Consider the following 16,493-nt stretch of genomic DNA (forward strand, 5'->3'; position numbering starts at 1 on the left):
CATTGACTGCGTTAGTGAAGGGAACTGTACGGAGGCGCGCACCACAAACGCAAGTCATTACTGCGTTAAGGTGGGGGCATGGACGAGCGACAGCCGACACTGCCAGCAGCGCCGGCACAACCAGCCCGGCGCCCCGGCGGCCGGGCCGCCCGCGTCGGCACGGCGGTGCACCAGGCCGTGACCGGCCTGATCAGCGAACGCGGCTACGGCACGTTCTCCGTCGCCGACGTCGCGGCCCGCGCGGGCGTGGCGGACAGCAGCATCTACCGCCGGTGGGGCAGCCTGGAGAAGCTCCTCGCCGACGTGGCGCTGAACCGCCTCAACACGCGCTCACCGATGCCGGACACCGGGAGCCTGGCCGGCGACCTGCGCGTCTACGCGGCGGCCGTGGCCCGCGAGATCACCGGGCCCGAGGGCCTGGCGTTGCTGCGCTTGGCCATCGCCCTGGAGAGCAGCGGCCAAGAGGGCCTGCAGGCGCGGGACGACCTCCTCGCCGAACGCGCCCGGCAGCTGGACTCCATGCTCGATCGCGCCCGCGAACGCGGCGAGCCGGCACCGGACGCGCTCGGCGTGCTGGATCACCTGATGGCGCCGATGTACATCCGGGTCTTGTTCGGCCTGGGTCCGCTCACTCCGGAGTACGTCGACGGACTGGTGGACCGGCTACTGAGCTTCGACTGCCAAGCACCCTGACTCGCTGCGAGCTCGACTCACCGCACCTCGACCCCCGTCACGCCCCGCCGAACCACCTCAGCCGCGGGTAGCCTCTAGCCATGCACAAGGACCTCCTCAACTCGCCGCCGCCGACCCTGCTCCCCGACGACGCCCCGGTGCGCGACGCCCTGACCGCCGGCACCGCCCCGGCCGAGGTGGCCGCCGCGAACCCGGCGGTGCCGGCCGCCTGGGCCGCGCTCGCGGAGGCCGCCCTGGCCGCCGACGACACCACCGCCGGCTCGGTGACCGCCTACGCCTACGCGCGCACCGGCTACCATCGCGGCCTGGACCTGCTCCGCCGCGCCGGCTGGAAGGGACACGGCCCGGTCCCGTGGTCGCACGAGCCCAACCGCGGCTTCCTGCGCGCCCTGAACGCCCTCGGCCTGGCCGCCGAGCGCATCGGCGAGACCGAGGAGGCCGAGCGCTGCGTGACGTTCCTCGACGACAGCGACCCCGAGGCTTTCAAGGCGCTGCGCGGCTGACACGCCGCGACCCGACGGCACGGCGAAGCCCGGAACCGCAGTGGCACACGGTTCCGGGCTCTGCGCGATCGGCTAGGACCGCCTAGCCGACGCAGTCACCATTGCTCAACACTGCTCAGCGCTGCTCGACACTGCTCACCGCTGCTCAGCTCAGCGCGAAGTCGTCGGCGTAGTACGCGCTCTGCCCGTACCAGCCGTGGACCCACACCGTCACCGAGGTCACCGACGCTCCCGTGGTGAACTTCGTCGACAGCTGAGCCCAGCTGCTCCCGCTCGTCCACGTCGAGCTGTCGCTGCCGGACCCGGTCACTCCGATGTACGTGTAGGGCCCGTTCACCCATGCGGACAGCGTGTACGTGGTGTTCGGCTTGACCGTGACAGTCTGTGAACACTGCGCATCGTCGCTGCTGCTCGGCGTCGCCTGCAATGCGTGCGATCCGCCGTGCACCGTCCCACTTTGCACCACTCCCGAGTTGCTCGTGCACGTCCACGGGGACAGCGAACCGCTCTCGAAGCCCGCGTTCTGGATCCCGTTGCCGCCGCCGGAGGACGACGAGGACGAAGAACTCGGCGTCGTGGGCGTCGTGCTGGGTGGGGTGCTCGGCGTGGTGCTGGGTGGGGTGCTGGGTGTGGTGCTCGGCGTCGTCGGGGTGGTCGGCGGCGTGGTCGGCGACGACGAGGACGAGCTCGGCGGTCCGGTCGGGCAGGAGCCCGCCGAGCCGTTGACGTCGTTCACCGCGGCCTTGAACAGCGTGTTCGCCGAGTCCAGGTCGTACAGCGAGAACATCATCGCCCCGCCGAGGCCGTTGCAGTGCAGGTAGTCGGCCTTGGCCTGGATCGACTGCGCGTCCTCGCCGGACCAGAAGTTGGTGCCGTCGTAGAAGTACGCCGCCTCGGCCACCGGGTCCCAGTAGGTGTCAGCGGGGTTGTTCACGATCCCGGTGAGTTCCTTGTACATCTGGATGCCCGGCACGTTCCCGGAGTCCGCGGCTCCCGCCGCGGCGCCGGTCGCCGGCTGGAACAGACCGTGGGCCGATCCGGCACTCACCCCCGTCCAGCCCCGGTAGTAGAACGGGATGCCGACGTTCAGCTTGCCGGCCGGGAAGCCGCCTGGGATCCCGTACGAGGAGTCGCCGACGGTGTACGCCTTGATCGCCTCGTCGAGGTTGTACTTGGCGTTGCCCGGCGGAACGTTGCTCATCGGGTCGTTCGGGTCGCTGTAGATCGGGGCCTGGTGGTTCGTCGGTCCCGTGGCGTCCCAGGCGCCGTGCATGTCGTACGTCATCGCGTCGCCGAACGTCAGGTACTGCCCGATGTTCTGCGTCTCGACGCCGGCCGCGATCTTCTCCTGGCCGGAGGGCAGGGCCGCGGACAGTGCGTAGGACTTTCCGTCAGCTGACCCCTGAGCGTTCAGCTCGGTCCGGAATTCCTGCAGCAGCGCCGTGTAGTTGGCCTTGTCGGCGGCGGACTCGTGGTTCCCGAGGTGCCCGGCCGTGGACGCCGGGTACTCCCAGTCGATGTCGAAGCCGTCGAAGATGTTCGCCGCGGTGCCCGCGCCGCCGTAGCCGCCGGACGCCGGGATGTTGCCCTTGATGAACATGTTGATGCAGCTCGACACGAACTTCTGCCGCGAGGCCTGAGTGGCGGCCACGTCTGAGAAGTACTTGGAGTACGTCCAGCCGCCGATCGACAGCAGAACCTTGAGGTTCGGGTTCTTCTTCTTCAGCTCCTGAAGCTGATGGAAGTTGCCGGCGATGGGCTGGTTGTAGACGTCCGAGGTCCCGTCGACGCTGATCGAGGAGTCGAAGGACTTCTGGTAGTCGGCGAACTGGTCCTCGGCGCCGTCACCGGCGTTCGGGTCGCTCTCGCCGGCCGGGTCCGGGTCCGTGGCCTTGGTGGCCTCGAAACAGGTCAGGTTGGTCGGGTCGATGTTCTCGAAGTCGTAGATCAGGTAGTTGAGGCTGCTCGCGGCCCCGGACTGGTCCACGTTCTTCAGGTAGTAGGCGTTCTGGTAGATGGACCACTGGTCGTAGTAGGCCACCTTCAGGCCGCCGGACGTCGACGCGGCCCCCGTGGTGTTGTTGTTCTGCGTCGCGGCGTGGGAGGAGGGACCGGCGCCGATGGCGGCGGACGCACCCGCGACGATGACCGCGGAGGCGAGCACCGCGGTCAGGGCCGATCTGTGTTTGTTTGTGATAGAGCCTCGTTTGTTGGTGATTGAGCTTCGTTTGTTGGTGATTGAGCTTCGTGACGCTCTCATTCGTTACGCACGCTCCTGTGGCGGGAGGGAAACCGTTCGGAAAGAAACTGCGCATGGAGCTGATCCGGAGAGCGGCGCCGCAATAAACGGATCGGGTTGTAGGGAAGAAGTACCGCCGTCCTCGGGGACTGTCAAGGGTGAGGTCTAGACCAAGGTCTAGACCTACTGGAATAGACCATGGTCATCCCGGTGCAGGTCAGCGAAAGGCAAAGAAGGCCTTACGAGGACTTGACCACGGGGTCGGCGGCGAGGAGCATGGCGCTGCCACCGCTGGTCTAGACATCTTCGTCTCACTTCGAGGAGCCTTATGAGCCGCCCCTCCCAGCACCACCGGCCCCGCCGCACCGCTCTTGCCGCGGCCGCCGTCCTGAGTCTGGCGATCATGCCGATCGCCGCCGCCTCCCCGGCACTGGCCACCCCCGGCAGCGCCGCGCGATCCGCACAGTCCTTTGACAACAACGGGAAAGTCTCGGTCGGATACTTCACCCAGTGGGGGATCTACTCAGGGTTCTACGAGAAGAACCTGATCTCCTCCGGCGCGGTGAACAAGCTCACTGAGATCGACTACGCGTTCTCCAACATCGCCCCGGACGGCACCTGCGCCAGCGCCGACTCGTGGGCGGACTGGCAGAAGCCGGTGGACGCCGCGCACTCCGTGGACGGCACCGCCGACACCGGCGCGCAGAGCATCGCAGGGAACTTCAACCAACTGCGCGAGCTGAAGAAGGCCTACCCGAAGCTGAAGATCGTGATGTCGGTCGGCGGCTGGTCGGAGTCCACCAACTTCTCCGCCGCCGCGGCGACCCCGGCTTCGCGGGCGAAGTTCGCGCAGTCCTGCATCGACATGTACATCAAGGGCAACCTGCCGGGCGCCGCGCCGGGCACGGCCGCCGGGATCTTCGACGGCATCGCGATCGACTGGGAATACCCGGACGAGGTCGGCAACAACAACCCACACGGTCCGCAGGACACGCACAACTTCACGTTGCTGCTGCAGGAGTTCCGCAACCAGCTGAACGCTCAGGGTTCAGCTGACGGCAAGCACTACCTGCTCACCGCCGACACCCCGTCCGGCCCGGAGAAGGTCTCGCACATCGAGGTCGGCCCGGTGTCGCGGATCGTGGACTGGATGAACGTGATGACGTTCGACTTCAACGGGCCCTGGGAGACCACCGGTCCGACGGAGTCCCAGTCCAACCTGTTCCCGTCGCCGTTCGACCCGGCTCCGCGGCCGACTCCGAGCGACCCGTACCCGAACAACGGCGAGATCTCGACGCTGGAGGTCGTGGCCAACTACCTCAAGCAGGGCGCCAGCCCGCACAAGATCGCCATCTCGATCCCCTTCTACGCGCACGGCTGGACCGGCGTCGCGCCGGGGCCGAACGGCGACGGCGAGTTCCAGCCGGCCACCGGCGTGGCGGCGGACGTCGAGTACAACCAGATCGCGGCGCAGCCCGGGACGGTGCACCACGACCCGTTCTCCGGCGCCGCGTACAAGTACGACCCGGCGAGCAAGACCTTCTGGACGTTCGACGACGCGCAGAGCATCCAGGAGAAGGTCTGGTTCATCAAGGCCCTGGGACTGCGCGGCGACATGACGTGGTCGCTGGACGGCGACACGGCCGACGGGCAGTTGGTGAACGCTTTCGGGCTCGCCAAGTAACAGCCTCGCGGTGCGCCGAGTGACACATGTCACAGAGTCATTCGGCGCGCTCGGAGGGAACGAATAGACCGGGTGGCTCCTCTACAGCTCGACAGCATCCACCGCAGTCGAACCGCCAGGAGCCACCCGTGTCCGTTTTCCCGTTGCCCGCGATCGGCGAGGCCACTCATCGAGTCGGCCACCGATATGTGACCGCACGCGGCGTGCGATTCCACGTCGCCGAATCAGGGCCCGCAGACGGCCCGCCTTTGGTGCTGCTGCACGGCTTCCCGCAGCACTGGTACGTGTGGCGGCACATGCTGCCGCAGCTCGCCGCCACGCACCGCGTCCTGGCCCTGGACCTGCGCGGATCCGGCTGGTCGGAGGCGCCGAAGCACGGCTACGGCACCCCGAACCTGGCCGAGGACGTGATCGCGGTGCTCGACGAGCTCGGGATCGGCCGGGCGGCGATCGTCGGGCACGACTGGGGCGGCTGGGTCGGATTCGTTGCGGCGCTGCGGCATCCGGAGCGAGTCAACGCCCTGGTATCGGTGAACATGACGCACCTGTGGCCGCCGGCCCGGCGCGTGCTGCCGAACCTGTGGCGGATGTGGCACACGGCGTTCATCGAGCACCCGCCGATCGGGCGGCTCGTGTTGCGCCGGACCGGCTTCGCCGGGTTCCTGCTGCGGCACTGGACCGCGGACAAGACGCTGTGGGAGCGCGAGGACATCCGGGTCTACACGGATCTGCTGCGCGATCCTGCGCGGGCGCGGGCCGTGGAGCAGGTGAACGCGGCCTATGTCTGGCAGGAGATCTTCGGGCACCCGCTCGGGCGGTACCGGAAGGCGCGGCTGACGGTGCCGGCGCTCATCATCGGCGGGGAGCGCGATGTGGTGATCCCGCCGGCGGTGCTCGGAGGCGGGGAGCGGCATGCGGACGAGCTGCGGGTCGTCGTGCTGCCCGGCGGGCATCTGCTGCCCGAGGAGCAGCCTTCGGCGGTGGCGGCGGAGCTACTCCGGTTTCTGGGTGGCGAGCCGGTCTCCCCCTAGCGAGCGAGGGGTCGGCACCGGGGTTCCCTCGGTCGGGTGATCCGCCGCGTGGTCCACGGCTCCTATCGTGAGTCCATGATCCATAGCAAAGCTCTGCGACCCGCGATCGTCGGCATAGCGTGTCTGGCCCTGTTCCCAGTGGTCGGGTCCACCGCTTCGGTCGTACCGACGAACCAGGTCAACCCGTATGGCGCGCTCGGGGCGCAGCATCTGGACTGGCAGGTGTGCGACTGGTACCAGAACCCGCCGCCCGGCGGCCCCGACTGGCGGCAGTACCCGGTCACGTACTGCGCCGACGTCACCGTCCCGATGGACTGGTACGACCTGTCGAAGGGCACGATCAGCGTCCGCGTCACGAAGGTCTCCGGCACCGGCGGCTCGGCACGGCGCGGCATCCTGATGGTCGACCCGGGCGGCCCCGGCAGCGACGGCTCGACTCTGGCGACGAAGACCGCCAAGTCCGAGCCGTCTCTGCTGAGCGCGTACGACATCATCGGCTTCGCGCCGCGCGGCGTCGCGCCGTCGACGGAGCTGAACTGCAACATCGACTGGTCCCAGTACACGCCGATCGCCGACGAGCGGGACCGCTCCGCCGCGAACACCGCGCAGCAGCTGGCGAACGCGCGCCTGGTCGGGCAGAGCTGCGGCGCGGCGCCGCTGGCCCCGTACATCACCACGGACCAGACGATCCGCGATATGGACCTGATCCGCGCGCTGCTCGGCGAGCCGAAGGTCAACTACCTCGGGTTCTCCTACGGGACGTGGCTCGGGGCCTGGTACGCCGCGACGTTCCGCGCCCGCACCGACCGCTTCGTCCTGGACTCGAACATGGACTGGCGCGCGACGATCAAGGACGACTACGTCGACTCCTGGGCCCGCGGCTTCAACCGGCGGTTCGAGGTGCAGTTCCTGCCGTGGCTCGCGCGGCACGACGACCTCTACGGCTTCGGCACGACCGCGGACGAGGCGCAGGCGTCGTTCGACGCGCTGCGTGCCGCGGTGGCGGCGCAGGGCCGTGGCAGCTCGCTGGACGTGATGCAGGCACAGGCGCTGTACAACGCGGACGGCTGGCCGCAGTGGGCCGGCGTTCTCAAGGCTCTGCGAGCCGACCCGACTCAGGCCACGAAATTGCTGCCGGCGGTGCGGGTGCCGACCGGGAAGGCGAACAGCGGGGCGTACTGGGCCGTGACCTGCGCGGACACGCCGTGGTCGCACGATCCCGGGTACTGGGTGTCCGAGGGCGATCGGCTCGGCGCCGCGTATCCGCTGGCCGGTGCGGAGTCGACCGAGGAACCGTGCGCGTTCTACCCGTACACCTCGCAGCATCCGGTGCTGCCGGGCGCGGACAACCTTCCGCGGATGCTGATGGTGCAGGACGAGTTCGACCCGGCGACGCCGGTCGAGGGCGCGATCGAGGACGCGCGGGAGTCGGATCAGGCCATGGTGTTCGTGCAGGACGGCGGCAACCACATCGCGTACGACACGGGCAACGCGTGTGTGGACGCGCATGTGAACGACTACTTGGTGAACGGCGGCGTGCCGACGTCAGTGGTCTGCGAAGCGATGCCGCTACCGCTGGACAACAGGGTCTACTGAGCGCTCGGGCTCTCGACGTGGCTGCGCACCTTGCCGAGGGTGCGCAGCACCGCGTGCTCGCCGAACAGCAGCGGGGCGACCTTGCGGACCCCGGCGGTCCGGACGGCGCCGCAGCCGGCGACGAGGGTGCCGGTGCCGTCCGCGACCGCCGCGAACCCGCCGACCACGAACCGGTCCTGCATCACGCACCACCCCTCGCGCAGCTCCACGGCGAACCGGCCGCGGTTGCCGAGCAGGCCGGTGGCGAGCGCCGAGCCGTCGGTGCGGAGTTCGAAGCGGCGGATGAAGCCGATCAGGTCGGGAACGCTGCGGTCCAGGTCTGCGAGGTAGCCCCAGACGCGCTCGAACGGCGCCTCGACGCGGAGCTCGGCGTAGGCGGCCGAGGGGAGCGCCGAGGCCAGGACGCGCATGCGGCGGACGGCGTCGAGGTCTGCGACCGGCCAGTTGCCTGTGCTGCCTGTGCTGCTCATGTTGTTCATGCCGCTCATGCCGTCCACTGCTTCCGAAACGCCGCCTTGGCCCGGCTCAAGCGCGACTTCGCCGTCCCCGCCGACACGTCGAGCACCTCCGCCGCCGCCCGCTCGTCCAAACCCTCCACCTCGCGCAACATCAGGATCGCTCTGTGCTCCGGCGACAGCCGGTCCAGCACGTCGCGCACGTCCACCGCCAACTCGGGGCTCCCCGGTGCGGGAAGCTCGGCGAGCTCCGCCGGTTGCTGGCGCGCGCCGCGCTGCGCGACCCGGATCGCCTCGCGGACCGCGATACGTCGTACCCAGCCGTACAGCGCCGCCGGCTCGCGCAGCGACCGCAGGTTCTGGAAGACCGCGATCAGCGCCTCCTGCGCCGCGTCCGGTCCGTCGGCGAGCGCGATCGGGGCGCACAGGCGGCCGACGTAGGGCGTCAGCTCGTCCAGGAGGCGGCTCATCGCCAGCGCGTCGCCGCGTTGGGCGGCGCGGACCCAGCGGACGGCGTCCGGCGCGTCCCCGGCCTCCTCACCTGCGCTCACGCACCGATCGTACCGGCGCGCGAATAATCGGTTGCGCGCCGTCGGCGGGCGTGCCAAGGTCGTGCGCATCGCCGATCGCACCGGTCGCCGATCACGTTCTCCTGGAAGGAGGTGGGGACAGTGACGTTTGCCGTCATTGCCGCACGCGCGGAATCCCGAATCATTTCCCTCCTTTCCACATGGAGAACACCACAGTGCCCAAGCACTCGCAGTACCTGAACGACGGCTTCGACAGCTCCGACAGCTCCGACGACCTCGACGATTTCGAAGACGATTTCGAAGACGATTTCGCGGACAACCTCGCGGACAACTCCGAAGACGACTTCGAGGACGACTACGCCGACTTCGGTGACACCTCCGCGCGTCCGCAGCGCATGCGCCGCCGTACCGACGACTCCGTCGCCAACCCGAACCGCAAAGGCCGCCTCACCCTCGAAGAGCGGGCCCGCCTCGCCATCGAGCGCGAGAACCAGGACATGGCGCCGCCGGAGGGCGACCGCTGGTCCAACTGGGCCGACGCCGGCCACGGCCCCGAACCCCGGCCCGAATGGGTCATCACCGAGCAGGGCGCCTGCGACCACGAACTCGGCGTCCTGAAGACCGGCAAGGAAGCGGACGTCTTCCTCCTGCGCCGCGTCTTCCCCGACACCGGCGCCGAGGTCACCATGGCCGCCAAGCGCTACCGTTCCAACGAACACCGCAACTTCCAGCGCGACGCCGGCTACCTCGAAGGCCGCCGCCTGCGCCGCACCCGCGACATGCGCGCCATCGAGGGCCGCACCTCCTTCGGCATGAACCTGATCGCCCAGCAGTGGGCGATCGCGGAGTTCGGCGCGCTGTCCGAACTGTGGCAGGCCGGCGTGCCGGTCCCGTATCCGGTGCAGCTGTACGGCACCGAGCTGCTGATGGAGTTCATCGGCGACGCCGACGGCACGGCCGCGCCCCGGCTGGCGCAGATGCGCCCGGATCCGGACGAGCTGCTGGATCTTTGGGAGCAGCTGGTCGCCGCGCTGCTGGCGCTGGCCGAGCGCGGGCAGACGCACGGCGACCTGTCGCCGTACAACCTCCTGGTACACCACTGCCGGCTGGTCCTCATCGATCTGCCGCAGGTGGTGGATGTGGTGGTGAACCCGAAGGGGCGCGAGTTCATGACCCGGGACGTGCACAACGTCGTCAAGTGGTTCCTGGCGCGCGGCCTGCCCGAGCGCTTCGCCGACCCGGATGCGCTGCTGGAAATGCTCGCCAGCGAAGCGCGCCTGATCTGAAAAACCTTCACAGATACAGACCAAGGCCGGCGGCCGAGGTCCGCAGCGCGCGGACCTCGGCTACAGTCGCTTCCTGCGACATCGCCACGGTACGACGGGGAGGACCGCGATGCCCGAGCAGACCTGGGATCCCTTCGAAACGCTGCGCCGAACGCTCTGGATCGGCGGCGGCCAGTGGGCCGGGAAGTCGACGGTCGCGCGCATCCTGGCGCACCGGCACGGCCTGACCGCGTACCACTACGACTACCACGACGCCCGAGGCCACCACGATCGAAGGATCGCCCGGCGCGTCGCGCTCGGGCAGGCGACCGAGGATCCGTCCCCTGACGCGGTCTGGGTCGACACGACACCGGAGCGCATGGCCGAGCAGACGCTGGCCGGGTTCCCGGCGCGCTTCGAGTGGGCCCTGGACGACCTGCGCGGCCTGTATTCGGCGCGGCCGATCATCGCCGAGGGCTGGGGACTGCGGCCGGAGCTGGTGCTGCCGCTGCTGGACGCGCCGACGCGGATGGTGGTGATGGTCCCGACGGAAGACTTCCGGCAGCACCAACTCAGCACCCTGCCGCGCGCCGCCGCGATGGGTATCCGCACGAGCGATCCGGTACGCGCGCAGGCCAACCGCGTCGCGCGCAACCGGCTGGTCGCCGAGGACGCGGTGCGGCGGGCGAAGGAGTGCGGCATGCCGGTGATCGAGGTGGACGGGACCAGGGACGCTTTCGCGATCGCCGACGAGGTCGCCGAGCACTTCGGCGCGGCGCTGGTGGGTTGAGGCCGCCGCGAGTATTTCGGCGAGGCCGGCCGCTGGTCGGCTGACGTGGCCGAGTGCTTCGGCGCGGCGCTCGTCAGACGAGGCTGCGATAGTGGCTGCCTGTGACGCACTCAGACCTGGCCGCCCGCATCCACGCCGCCGCGCACCTGACCGGCGAGTTCACCCTCCGCTCCGGACGCACCGCCACGGAGTACTTCGACAAGTACCGCTTCGAGGCCGACCCCGTGCTGCTCGACGAGATCGCCGAACGCATGGCCCCGCTCGTCCCGGAGGGCACGCGGGTCCTCGCCGGCCTGGAAATGGGCGGCATCCCGGTGGTCACCGCGCTCGGTCGGCACACCGGCCTGCCCTGCGCCTTCGTCCGCAAGACGGCCAAGGCCTACGGCACGCGCCGCCTCGCCGAGGGCGCGGACATCGCGGGCCGCCGCGTCCTGATCGTCGAGGACGTGGTCACCACCGGCGGCCAGATCGCCCTGTCCACCGAGGAGCTGCGCACGCTCGGCGCCGACGTGCGCGAGGCGCTGTGCGTCATCGACCGGCAGCAGGGCGGCGGCGAAGCGCTGGCGGCGCAGGGGATCCAGCTGCTGTCCCTGCTCACCGCCGAAGATCTGCGAGCCGGCTGAGGTAATCGTCACCCCGCCAAATACCGCGCGAACCCCGCCGTCTCCACCGTCGTCCCGTCCGGCAGCACCGCGTAAGCCTCGAACCCGTCCCGCTCCTCGACCCACTCCAGCCCGCGCTCCGGCCCCATCGCGAACACCGCCGTCGCGTAGGCGTCCGCGCGCGCGATCCGCGCCCCGATCAGCGTCACGGCCAGGAAGCCGGTCGCGGGCCGCGCCGTCGCCGGGTCGATGATGTGCGCGCCGCGCTCGGTGGTGCCGGAGGTCGCGACCGCGAAGTCGCGGCCCGACACCAGCGCCGCGTAGCGCTCGGGGTGCCGGGGGTCGGCGATGCCGACGGTCCAGGGGCGGCCGAGGTCGGCCTCGCCGCGGGCCTGGACGTCGCCGCCGCCGACGATCAGGTGGTTGCGGGAGCCGGCGGCCGTCAGCAGGCGGTCCACCTCCTCGATGGCCCAGCCCTTCACCCAGCCGCTGGGGTCCAGGCGGCCCGCCGGGTACGCGCTGAAAGCCCCGGCGGTGTCGGCCTCGACCTCCGCGCAGCGGCGCAGGACCTCGGCGATCTCCGGGTCGCGCTCGATCGCCTCGCCGCGGGCCATCCGGCTGATCGCGCTGTCCTCGCGGTACGTGGAGAACTTCGCGTCGATCGCGTGCAGGCGGTCCACCGCGGCCGGGATGCCGTCGCCGACGTCGGCCACGATGGAGAACACCGTGCCCATCGCCGGCTCGACGTATCTGACCTTCCCGTCGGTCACGCGCCCGCCTTGTCGATCGCGCTCTGCAGCGACTGCTGGTACCCCTCACTGGTGTAGGTCGCGCCCGAGACGCCGTCGATGTTCGCGCTCTGCGCGCTCATCGCCTGCTGGTTCAGCTGCGGTATCGCGTAGCTGTTGATCTCCTGGTCACGGCCGGTCTCGGTGGGGTACTGGAGCACCTGGATCTGGGTGATCTTCTTGCCGCTGAAGGTGACGGCCAGCTGCACCGGCCCGTAGCGGGTGTTCGCGGCGTCGCCGGTGACCGTCTTGGTCGTACTCGCCGGGGCCGCGGAGCTCGACGACGCTCCCGACTTCGGCGCGGACGAACTCGGCGCCGACCCGGGCTGCGACGCGGAACCCGAGGAACCCGACGAGCCAGAGGAGCCAGTGGATCCCGAAGAACTCGACCCCGAACTCGGCTGAGAACCGCTGGAGGCACCGCCCGACTGAGTGATCGTGAAGTTGTTGTTGACACCCTTGGCAGCAAGCGGCGTGTTGCTGTGCGGCTTCAGACCGAGCAACAGCACGACCCCGGAAACGGTCGCGGCGCCGGTGACGATCGCGCGTCGCATGGAACGGCCTCTCTAGAACTCGAACGACTCGTGGTGGATATGGGAGTTGGGCACCCCGGCCCCGCGCAGCGCAGCGATCACCGCCTGCTGCATCGGCTCCGGCCCGCACAGGTACACGTCGTGCGCCTTCAGATCCGGCACCAGATTCATCAACCCGCGCGGGGTGAGCGTCTTGCCGTGCCGCCGTCTACTGCCGACCAAGTACACCAGCCGGGCGCCTCGGGCGCGGGCGATATCCTCCAGTTCGTTACGGAAGATGATCTCGCGATCACTGCCGGCCCGATACAGCAGGGTCAGCTGCCCCGGCAGCGTCTCGAACAGCGCCCGGATCGGCGTGATCCCGACCCCGGCCGCGATCAGCAGCACCTGCGGCGAGCGCGCCTTGTCCTCCGTGAAGGCCCCGTACGGCCCCTCGGCGCGTACCCGCGTCCCCGGACGCAGCCGCGACACCGCCGCGCTGTGGTCGCCGAGGTTCTTGATGGTGAACCGCAGGAAGTTCGGGTGCGGCGCGGCCGACAGCGAGTACGGGTTCGCCACCCACCGCAGGCTCCGGGTCTGGAACTGAAGCCGGAAGAACTGCCCGGGCCGGGCGTTCAGGTCGTCCAGTCGCTCACCCTTGAGGATGACCGAGTAGACCCCCGGGCCCTCCGGAACGACCGAGTGCACCCGCAGCTTGTGCCGCCGGTCCCGCACATACGGCATCCACAGCCGGTACCAGCCGAGCGTCAGCGCCGCCAGGACGTAGTACGCGCTCCACAGCGTCTGCTCGGGCTGGATCGACAGGTCGGCACCGTTGACTATCTGATGGCTGAACGCCAGCGCGATCGCCAGGTACGTCGCCAGATGCAGGTAGTACCAGGTCTCGTAGCGAAGCCTGCGCCGCGCCGCCCGCGCCGAGACGATGCCGGTCCCGAACAGCAGCAGCGTGCCCAGCGAGCCCTTGATCATCTCCGGGTAGTGGAACACGATGTCCACACCCTCGGCGACCACTCCCTTGCCGTCGGTCAGCGCGTAGCCCCAGATGATCGTGACGACGTGCGCGCTGACCAGGAAGACCATGTACCGGCCGCACAGCGCGTGCCAGCGCGCCAGCCGGTCGCTGCCCACGCGGTGCTCCAGGACCGGGATCCGAGCCATGAGCAGCAGCAGGACCGGGGCCGTGTAGCCGGCCAGCAGTCCGGTGATGCGGCCGGCGCCGTCCAGCCAGCCCGCCGCGCCCACGACGTTCGGGGTGGCGTGCCACCAGGCGGCCAGCACCGCCGCGGCGCCGGCCGCCATCAGGGTCAGGGCCAGCCGCGGGACGGTCTCCGGCGACGTCTTCGCGCCGGGCGGCGCGGTGTCGCGCGGCAGTGCGGTCGTGCTCATGGGACCGAGGTAAACAGCCCTACCTTTGAGTTTCCTCAGAATCGCGCCGGTAGAGCTGCTGATCGAGGCAATCCTTAGCCAATCTTCACGCTGGATGTGGACGATGACCGCCATGCTTGCGAACATCGCGAACCAGACCGAACCCTGGCGCTTCTTGGTCGTCGACGACGAGCCGGACCTGGTGGAGGTGGTCTGCGGCGCGCTGCGGCACGAGGGCTGGGACGCCGTCGGCGCGCACGACGGCCGCGAGGCGGTCTCGGCCGCGGCGACCTACCAGCCGGACGCCGTGGTGCTGGACATGATGCTCCCGGACATGGACGGCATGGAGGTCATGCGCCGGATCCACACCTCCCGTCCGGAGGTCCGGGTACTGTTCCTCACGGCGCGCGACGCGGTGGAGGACCGGATCGCCGGGATCGCCGCTGGCGGCGACGACTACGTGGCCAAGCCGTTCAGCCTGGACGAGGTCGTGGTGCGGCTGCGCAGCCTGGTGCGGCGGTCGGCGCGCGGGCGGGCCGGCCGGGTGGCGAGCCCGGACTGCCTGGTCGTCGGCGATCTAGTCTTGGACGAGGCCGCGCGGGAGGTGACCCGCGGCGGCGAGCCGATCGAGCTGAGCCCGAAGGAGTTCGCGCTGCTGTGGTTCCTGATGCGGCACCCCCGCCAGGTGCTGAGCAAGTCGCAGATCCTGTCCGAGGTGTGGTCGTACGACTACGGCGGGCAGGCCCACGTCGTGGAGCTCTACATCAGCTACCTGCGCAAGAAGATCGACGCCGGCCGCCCGGCGATGATCCACACGGTGCGCGGCGCGGGATACGTGATCAAGGCCGCCGCTCCGTGACCCGGCTCCGGCCGCGGACGCTGCGAGGTCAGCTGACGCTCGGGCTGGTGGTGCTGCTGGCGGCGATCTTCGCCGGCGTCGGCTTCGGCACCACGGCCCTGCTGCGCGGGTTCCTCGTGTCGCGGCTGGACCAGCAGTTGTCGGCGGCCGGGCCGCGCTACGCGCAGAGCCTGGAGCACGAACTCACCCAGGCCGACACCCGTGGCCAGGCGCAGGGCACGTTCGGGGCGCGGGCGCTGAACAGCGTGGTGACGCAGGCCGGCGTGGTCGACGGGACCAGCGCGACCGGCGACAACACCCGGAAGGTCACCCTGTCCGGGACCGGTTCGCGGGCCCTGTTGGCGCTGCCCACCGATGGTTCCCCGCACACCCTGCGGCTGGCTGGGCTCGGAAAGTACCGGCTGCGCGCGGTCCCCGGAATGGACGGCGACGTCCTGTTCACCGGCTTGTCGCTGTCGCCGGTCGAGGCGACGCTCCGGGAGCTGGAGCTGGCCGAGTTCGCGCTGTTCGGCGGCGCGGTGGTGGTGGCCGCGATCGGCGGCGCGGCCTGGGTCCGGCTGGCGCTGCGGCCGCTGGAGCGCGTGACCCGGACCGCCGAGCGGGTCAGCACCCTGTCGCTGGCCAGCGGCGAGGTGGCGCTGGACGTCCGGGTCCCGGACGCGGACCGCAACGACGAAGTCGGCCGGGTCGGCGCCTCCCTGAACCGGATGCTCGGCCACGTCGAGGACGCCCTGGCGCGCCGGCAGTCCGTCGAGCGCCGGCTGCGCGACTTCGCCGCCGACGCCGGCCACGAGCTGCGCACCCCGCTGGCCGCCGTCCGCGGCCACGCCGAGCTGGTGCTGCGCCGCGGCGGGGAGCTGCCCGACGACGCGCGGCACGGGCTGACGCGCATCGAAGCCGAGGCGCGGCGGATGGGGACGATCGTCGACGACCTGCTGCTGCTGGCGCGGCTGGACGCCGGGCGGCCGCTGGAGTCGAAGGAGGTGGACCTGACGCTGCTGGTGCTGGACGCGGTGGACGACGCGCAGGCCGCTGACCATGCGGCTGATGGCGACAGTGATAGAGACAGCAGCATCACGGCAGCCAGCGTGACCCCGACGCGTCACGAATGGCGCCTGGACCTACCGACCGACCCGGTGACAGTGATCGGCGACCCGCACCGGCTGGCGCAGGCGGTGGCGAACTTCGTGACCAACGCGCGTGTGCACACCCCGGCCGGGACCAGGGTCACGGTCGGGATCACGGTGCACGCCGGCCGGGTCCGCCTCGCCGTCGAGGACACCGGCCCGGGACTGGCGCCGGACCTCGCGGACCGGGTCTTCGACCGGTTCACGCGCGGCGATCCGGCACGCTCCCGGGCCTCGGGGAGCACCGGGCTGGGACTGGCGATCACGCGCGCGGTCGCCGAGGCGCACGGCGGCCGGGTCGGGGTGCTTTCGGAGCCGGGGCGGACGGTGTTCGAGCTTGTGCTGCCGGTGGAATCGCCCGCGAAGTAGCTATTGTCAGAGCTCGAACCAACCTCGCGACCGGCCGACCCCGCGCTCGCACCGCAACAGCCGC

General features: G+C 70.2%; 16 protein-coding genes. 10 read left to right on the forward strand and 6 right to left on the reverse strand.

All coding sequences use genetic code 11. The features are described 5' to 3' along the window. Positions 1-78: 78 nt before the first annotated feature. Together ABH935_RS43310 and ABH935_RS43315 are read left to right on the forward strand one after the other, a co-directional pair. Complete coding sequence (locus ABH935_RS43310) at positions 79-693, forward strand: TetR/AcrR family transcriptional regulator (RefSeq protein WP_370383820.1); 615 nt, start codon at positions 79-81, stop codon at positions 691-693. A gap of 80 nt (positions 694-773) precedes the next feature. Then, positions 774-1,196 carry a DUF3151 domain-containing protein gene (locus tag ABH935_RS43315; protein ID WP_370383821.1) on the forward strand — a complete coding sequence of 141 codons (423 nt, stop codon included), beginning with the start codon at positions 774-776 and terminating at the stop codon, positions 1,194-1,196. Between the two features lie 145 nt (positions 1,197-1,341). Here ABH935_RS43315 and ABH935_RS43320 read toward each other — a convergent pair whose 3' ends face one another. Next, positions 1,342-3,456: a glycosyl hydrolase family 18 protein gene (locus ABH935_RS43320; protein ID WP_370383822.1), complete on the reverse strand. Its 2,115-nt coding sequence runs from the start codon at positions 3,454-3,456 to the stop codon at positions 1,342-1,344. Between the two features lie 307 nt (positions 3,457-3,763). Here ABH935_RS43320 and ABH935_RS43325 point away from each other — a divergent pair, with 307 nt between their 5' ends. The 3 genes from ABH935_RS43325 (at position 3,764) to ABH935_RS43335 (ending at position 7,746) form a co-directional block, all read left to right on the forward strand. Then, positions 3,764-5,119 carry a glycoside hydrolase family 18 protein gene (locus ABH935_RS43325; RefSeq protein WP_370383823.1) on the forward strand — a complete coding sequence of 452 codons (1,356 nt, stop codon included), beginning with the start codon at positions 3,764-3,766 and terminating at the stop codon, positions 5,117-5,119. A 128-nt stretch (positions 5,120-5,247) separates the two neighbouring features. Beyond that, a complete protein-coding gene (locus ABH935_RS43330) occupies positions 5,248-6,150 on the forward strand; it encodes an alpha/beta fold hydrolase (protein ID WP_370383824.1) in 903 nt (300 codons plus the stop codon). Positions 6,151-6,225: 75 nt separating this feature from the next. After that, positions 6,226-7,746 carry an alpha/beta hydrolase gene (locus ABH935_RS43335; RefSeq protein WP_370383825.1) on the forward strand — a complete coding sequence of 507 codons (1,521 nt, stop codon included), beginning with the start codon at positions 6,226-6,228 and terminating at the stop codon, positions 7,744-7,746. Here ABH935_RS43335 and ABH935_RS43340 read toward each other — a convergent pair. Both ABH935_RS43340 and ABH935_RS43345 read right to left on the reverse strand, forming a co-directional pair. Continuing rightward, positions 7,740-8,234 carry a hypothetical protein gene (locus ABH935_RS43340; protein ID WP_370383826.1) on the reverse strand — a complete coding sequence of 165 codons (495 nt, stop codon included), beginning with the start codon at positions 8,232-8,234 and terminating at the stop codon, positions 7,740-7,742. The two genes, ABH935_RS43335 and ABH935_RS43340, sit on opposite strands and share 7 nt — an antisense overlap. Then, positions 8,231-8,752: an RNA polymerase sigma factor gene (locus tag ABH935_RS43345; protein ID WP_370383827.1), complete on the reverse strand. Its 522-nt coding sequence runs from the start codon at positions 8,750-8,752 to the stop codon at positions 8,231-8,233. Before ABH935_RS43345 ends, ABH935_RS43340 begins: the two co-directional genes overlap by 4 nt. Before the next feature lie 374 nt (positions 8,753-9,126). Here ABH935_RS43345 and ABH935_RS43350 point away from each other — a divergent pair, with 374 nt between their 5' ends. The 3 genes from ABH935_RS43350 to pyrE all read left to right on the forward strand — a co-directional run bounded on the left by ABH935_RS43350 (position 9,127) and on the right by pyrE (position 11,409). Further along, positions 9,127-10,017: a serine protein kinase RIO gene (locus ABH935_RS43350; protein WP_370383872.1), complete on the forward strand. Its 891-nt coding sequence runs from the start codon at positions 9,127-9,129 to the stop codon at positions 10,015-10,017. A gap of 109 nt (positions 10,018-10,126) precedes the next feature. Further along, positions 10,127-10,786: a hypothetical protein gene (locus tag ABH935_RS43355; RefSeq protein ID WP_370383828.1), complete on the forward strand. Its 660-nt coding sequence runs from the start codon at positions 10,127-10,129 to the stop codon at positions 10,784-10,786. Positions 10,787-10,887: 101 nt separating this feature from the next. Further along, positions 10,888-11,409, forward strand: a complete 522-nt coding sequence (gene pyrE, locus ABH935_RS43360) for an orotate phosphoribosyltransferase (protein WP_370383829.1) — start codon at positions 10,888-10,890, stop codon at positions 11,407-11,409. A gap of 8 nt (positions 11,410-11,417) precedes the next feature. On the opposite strand, the gene ABH935_RS43365 is transcribed toward pyrE, so the two are convergent. From ABH935_RS43365 to ABH935_RS43375, 3 genes are read right to left on the reverse strand one after another with little or no spacing between them, the layout of a single operon-like run. After that, positions 11,418-12,158, reverse strand: coding sequence for an FAD:protein FMN transferase (locus ABH935_RS43365; RefSeq protein ID WP_370383830.1), 741 nt, complete (start codon positions 12,156-12,158; stop codon positions 11,418-11,420). Continuing rightward, positions 12,155-12,730 carry an FMN-binding protein gene (locus ABH935_RS43370; protein WP_370383831.1) on the reverse strand — a complete coding sequence of 192 codons (576 nt, stop codon included), beginning with the start codon at positions 12,728-12,730 and terminating at the stop codon, positions 12,155-12,157. Before ABH935_RS43370 ends, ABH935_RS43365 begins: the two co-directional genes overlap by 4 nt. Before the next feature lie 12 nt (positions 12,731-12,742). After that, positions 12,743-14,095, reverse strand: a complete 1,353-nt coding sequence (locus ABH935_RS43375; RefSeq protein WP_370383832.1) for a ferric reductase-like transmembrane domain-containing protein — start codon at positions 14,093-14,095, stop codon at positions 12,743-12,745. 103 nt (positions 14,096-14,198) lie between these two features. On the opposite strand from ABH935_RS43375, the gene ABH935_RS43380 reads away from it, so the two are divergent. Together ABH935_RS43380 and ABH935_RS43385 are read left to right on the forward strand one after the other, a co-directional pair. Next, positions 14,199-14,933: a response regulator transcription factor gene (locus ABH935_RS43380; protein WP_370383833.1), complete on the forward strand. Its 735-nt coding sequence runs from the start codon at positions 14,199-14,201 to the stop codon at positions 14,931-14,933. Next, positions 14,930-16,429: a sensor histidine kinase gene (locus ABH935_RS43385; RefSeq protein ID WP_370383834.1), complete on the forward strand. Its 1,500-nt coding sequence runs from the start codon at positions 14,930-14,932 to the stop codon at positions 16,427-16,429. The genes ABH935_RS43380 and ABH935_RS43385 overlap by 4 nt, the downstream gene beginning before the upstream one ends. Positions 16,430-16,493: the final 64 nt, after the last annotated feature.

Source organism: Catenulispora sp. GAS73 (genome assembly GCF_041262085.1).
Classification (GTDB): Bacteria; Actinomycetota; Actinomycetes; order Streptomycetales; family Catenulisporaceae; genus Catenulispora.

Bases quoted from the DNA above. Each gene is read 5' to 3' on its own strand.
- ABH935_RS43335 (WP_370383825.1), top strand. From the start codon at position 6,226: ATGATCCATAGCAAAGCTCTGCGACCCGCGATCGTCGGCATAGCGTGT.
- ABH935_RS43320 (WP_370383822.1), bottom strand. From the start codon at position 3,456: ATGAGAGCGTCACGAAGCTCAATCACCAACAAACGAAGCTCAATCACC.
- ABH935_RS43380 (WP_370383833.1), top strand. From the start codon at position 14,199: ATGACCGCCATGCTTGCGAACATCGCGAACCAGACCGAACCCTGGCGC.
- ABH935_RS43375 (WP_370383832.1), bottom strand. From the start codon at position 14,095: ATGAGCACGACCGCACTGCCGCGCGACACCGCGCCGCCCGGCGCGAAG.
- ABH935_RS43340 (WP_370383826.1), bottom strand. From the start codon at position 8,234: ATGAGCGGCATGAACAACATGAGCAGCACAGGCAGCACAGGCAACTGG.
- ABH935_RS43325 (WP_370383823.1), top strand. From the start codon at position 3,764: ATGAGCCGCCCCTCCCAGCACCACCGGCCCCGCCGCACCGCTCTTGCC.
- ABH935_RS43355 (WP_370383828.1), top strand. From the start codon at position 10,127: ATGCCCGAGCAGACCTGGGATCCCTTCGAAACGCTGCGCCGAACGCTC.
- ABH935_RS43350 (WP_370383872.1), top strand. From the start codon at position 9,127: ATGCGCCGCCGTACCGACGACTCCGTCGCCAACCCGAACCGCAAAGGC.
- ABH935_RS43310 (WP_370383820.1), top strand. From the start codon at position 79: ATGGACGAGCGACAGCCGACACTGCCAGCAGCGCCGGCACAACCAGCC.
- ABH935_RS43370 (WP_370383831.1), bottom strand. From the start codon at position 12,730: ATGCGACGCGCGATCGTCACCGGCGCCGCGACCGTTTCCGGGGTCGTG.
- ABH935_RS43315 (WP_370383821.1), top strand. From the start codon at position 774: ATGCACAAGGACCTCCTCAACTCGCCGCCGCCGACCCTGCTCCCCGAC.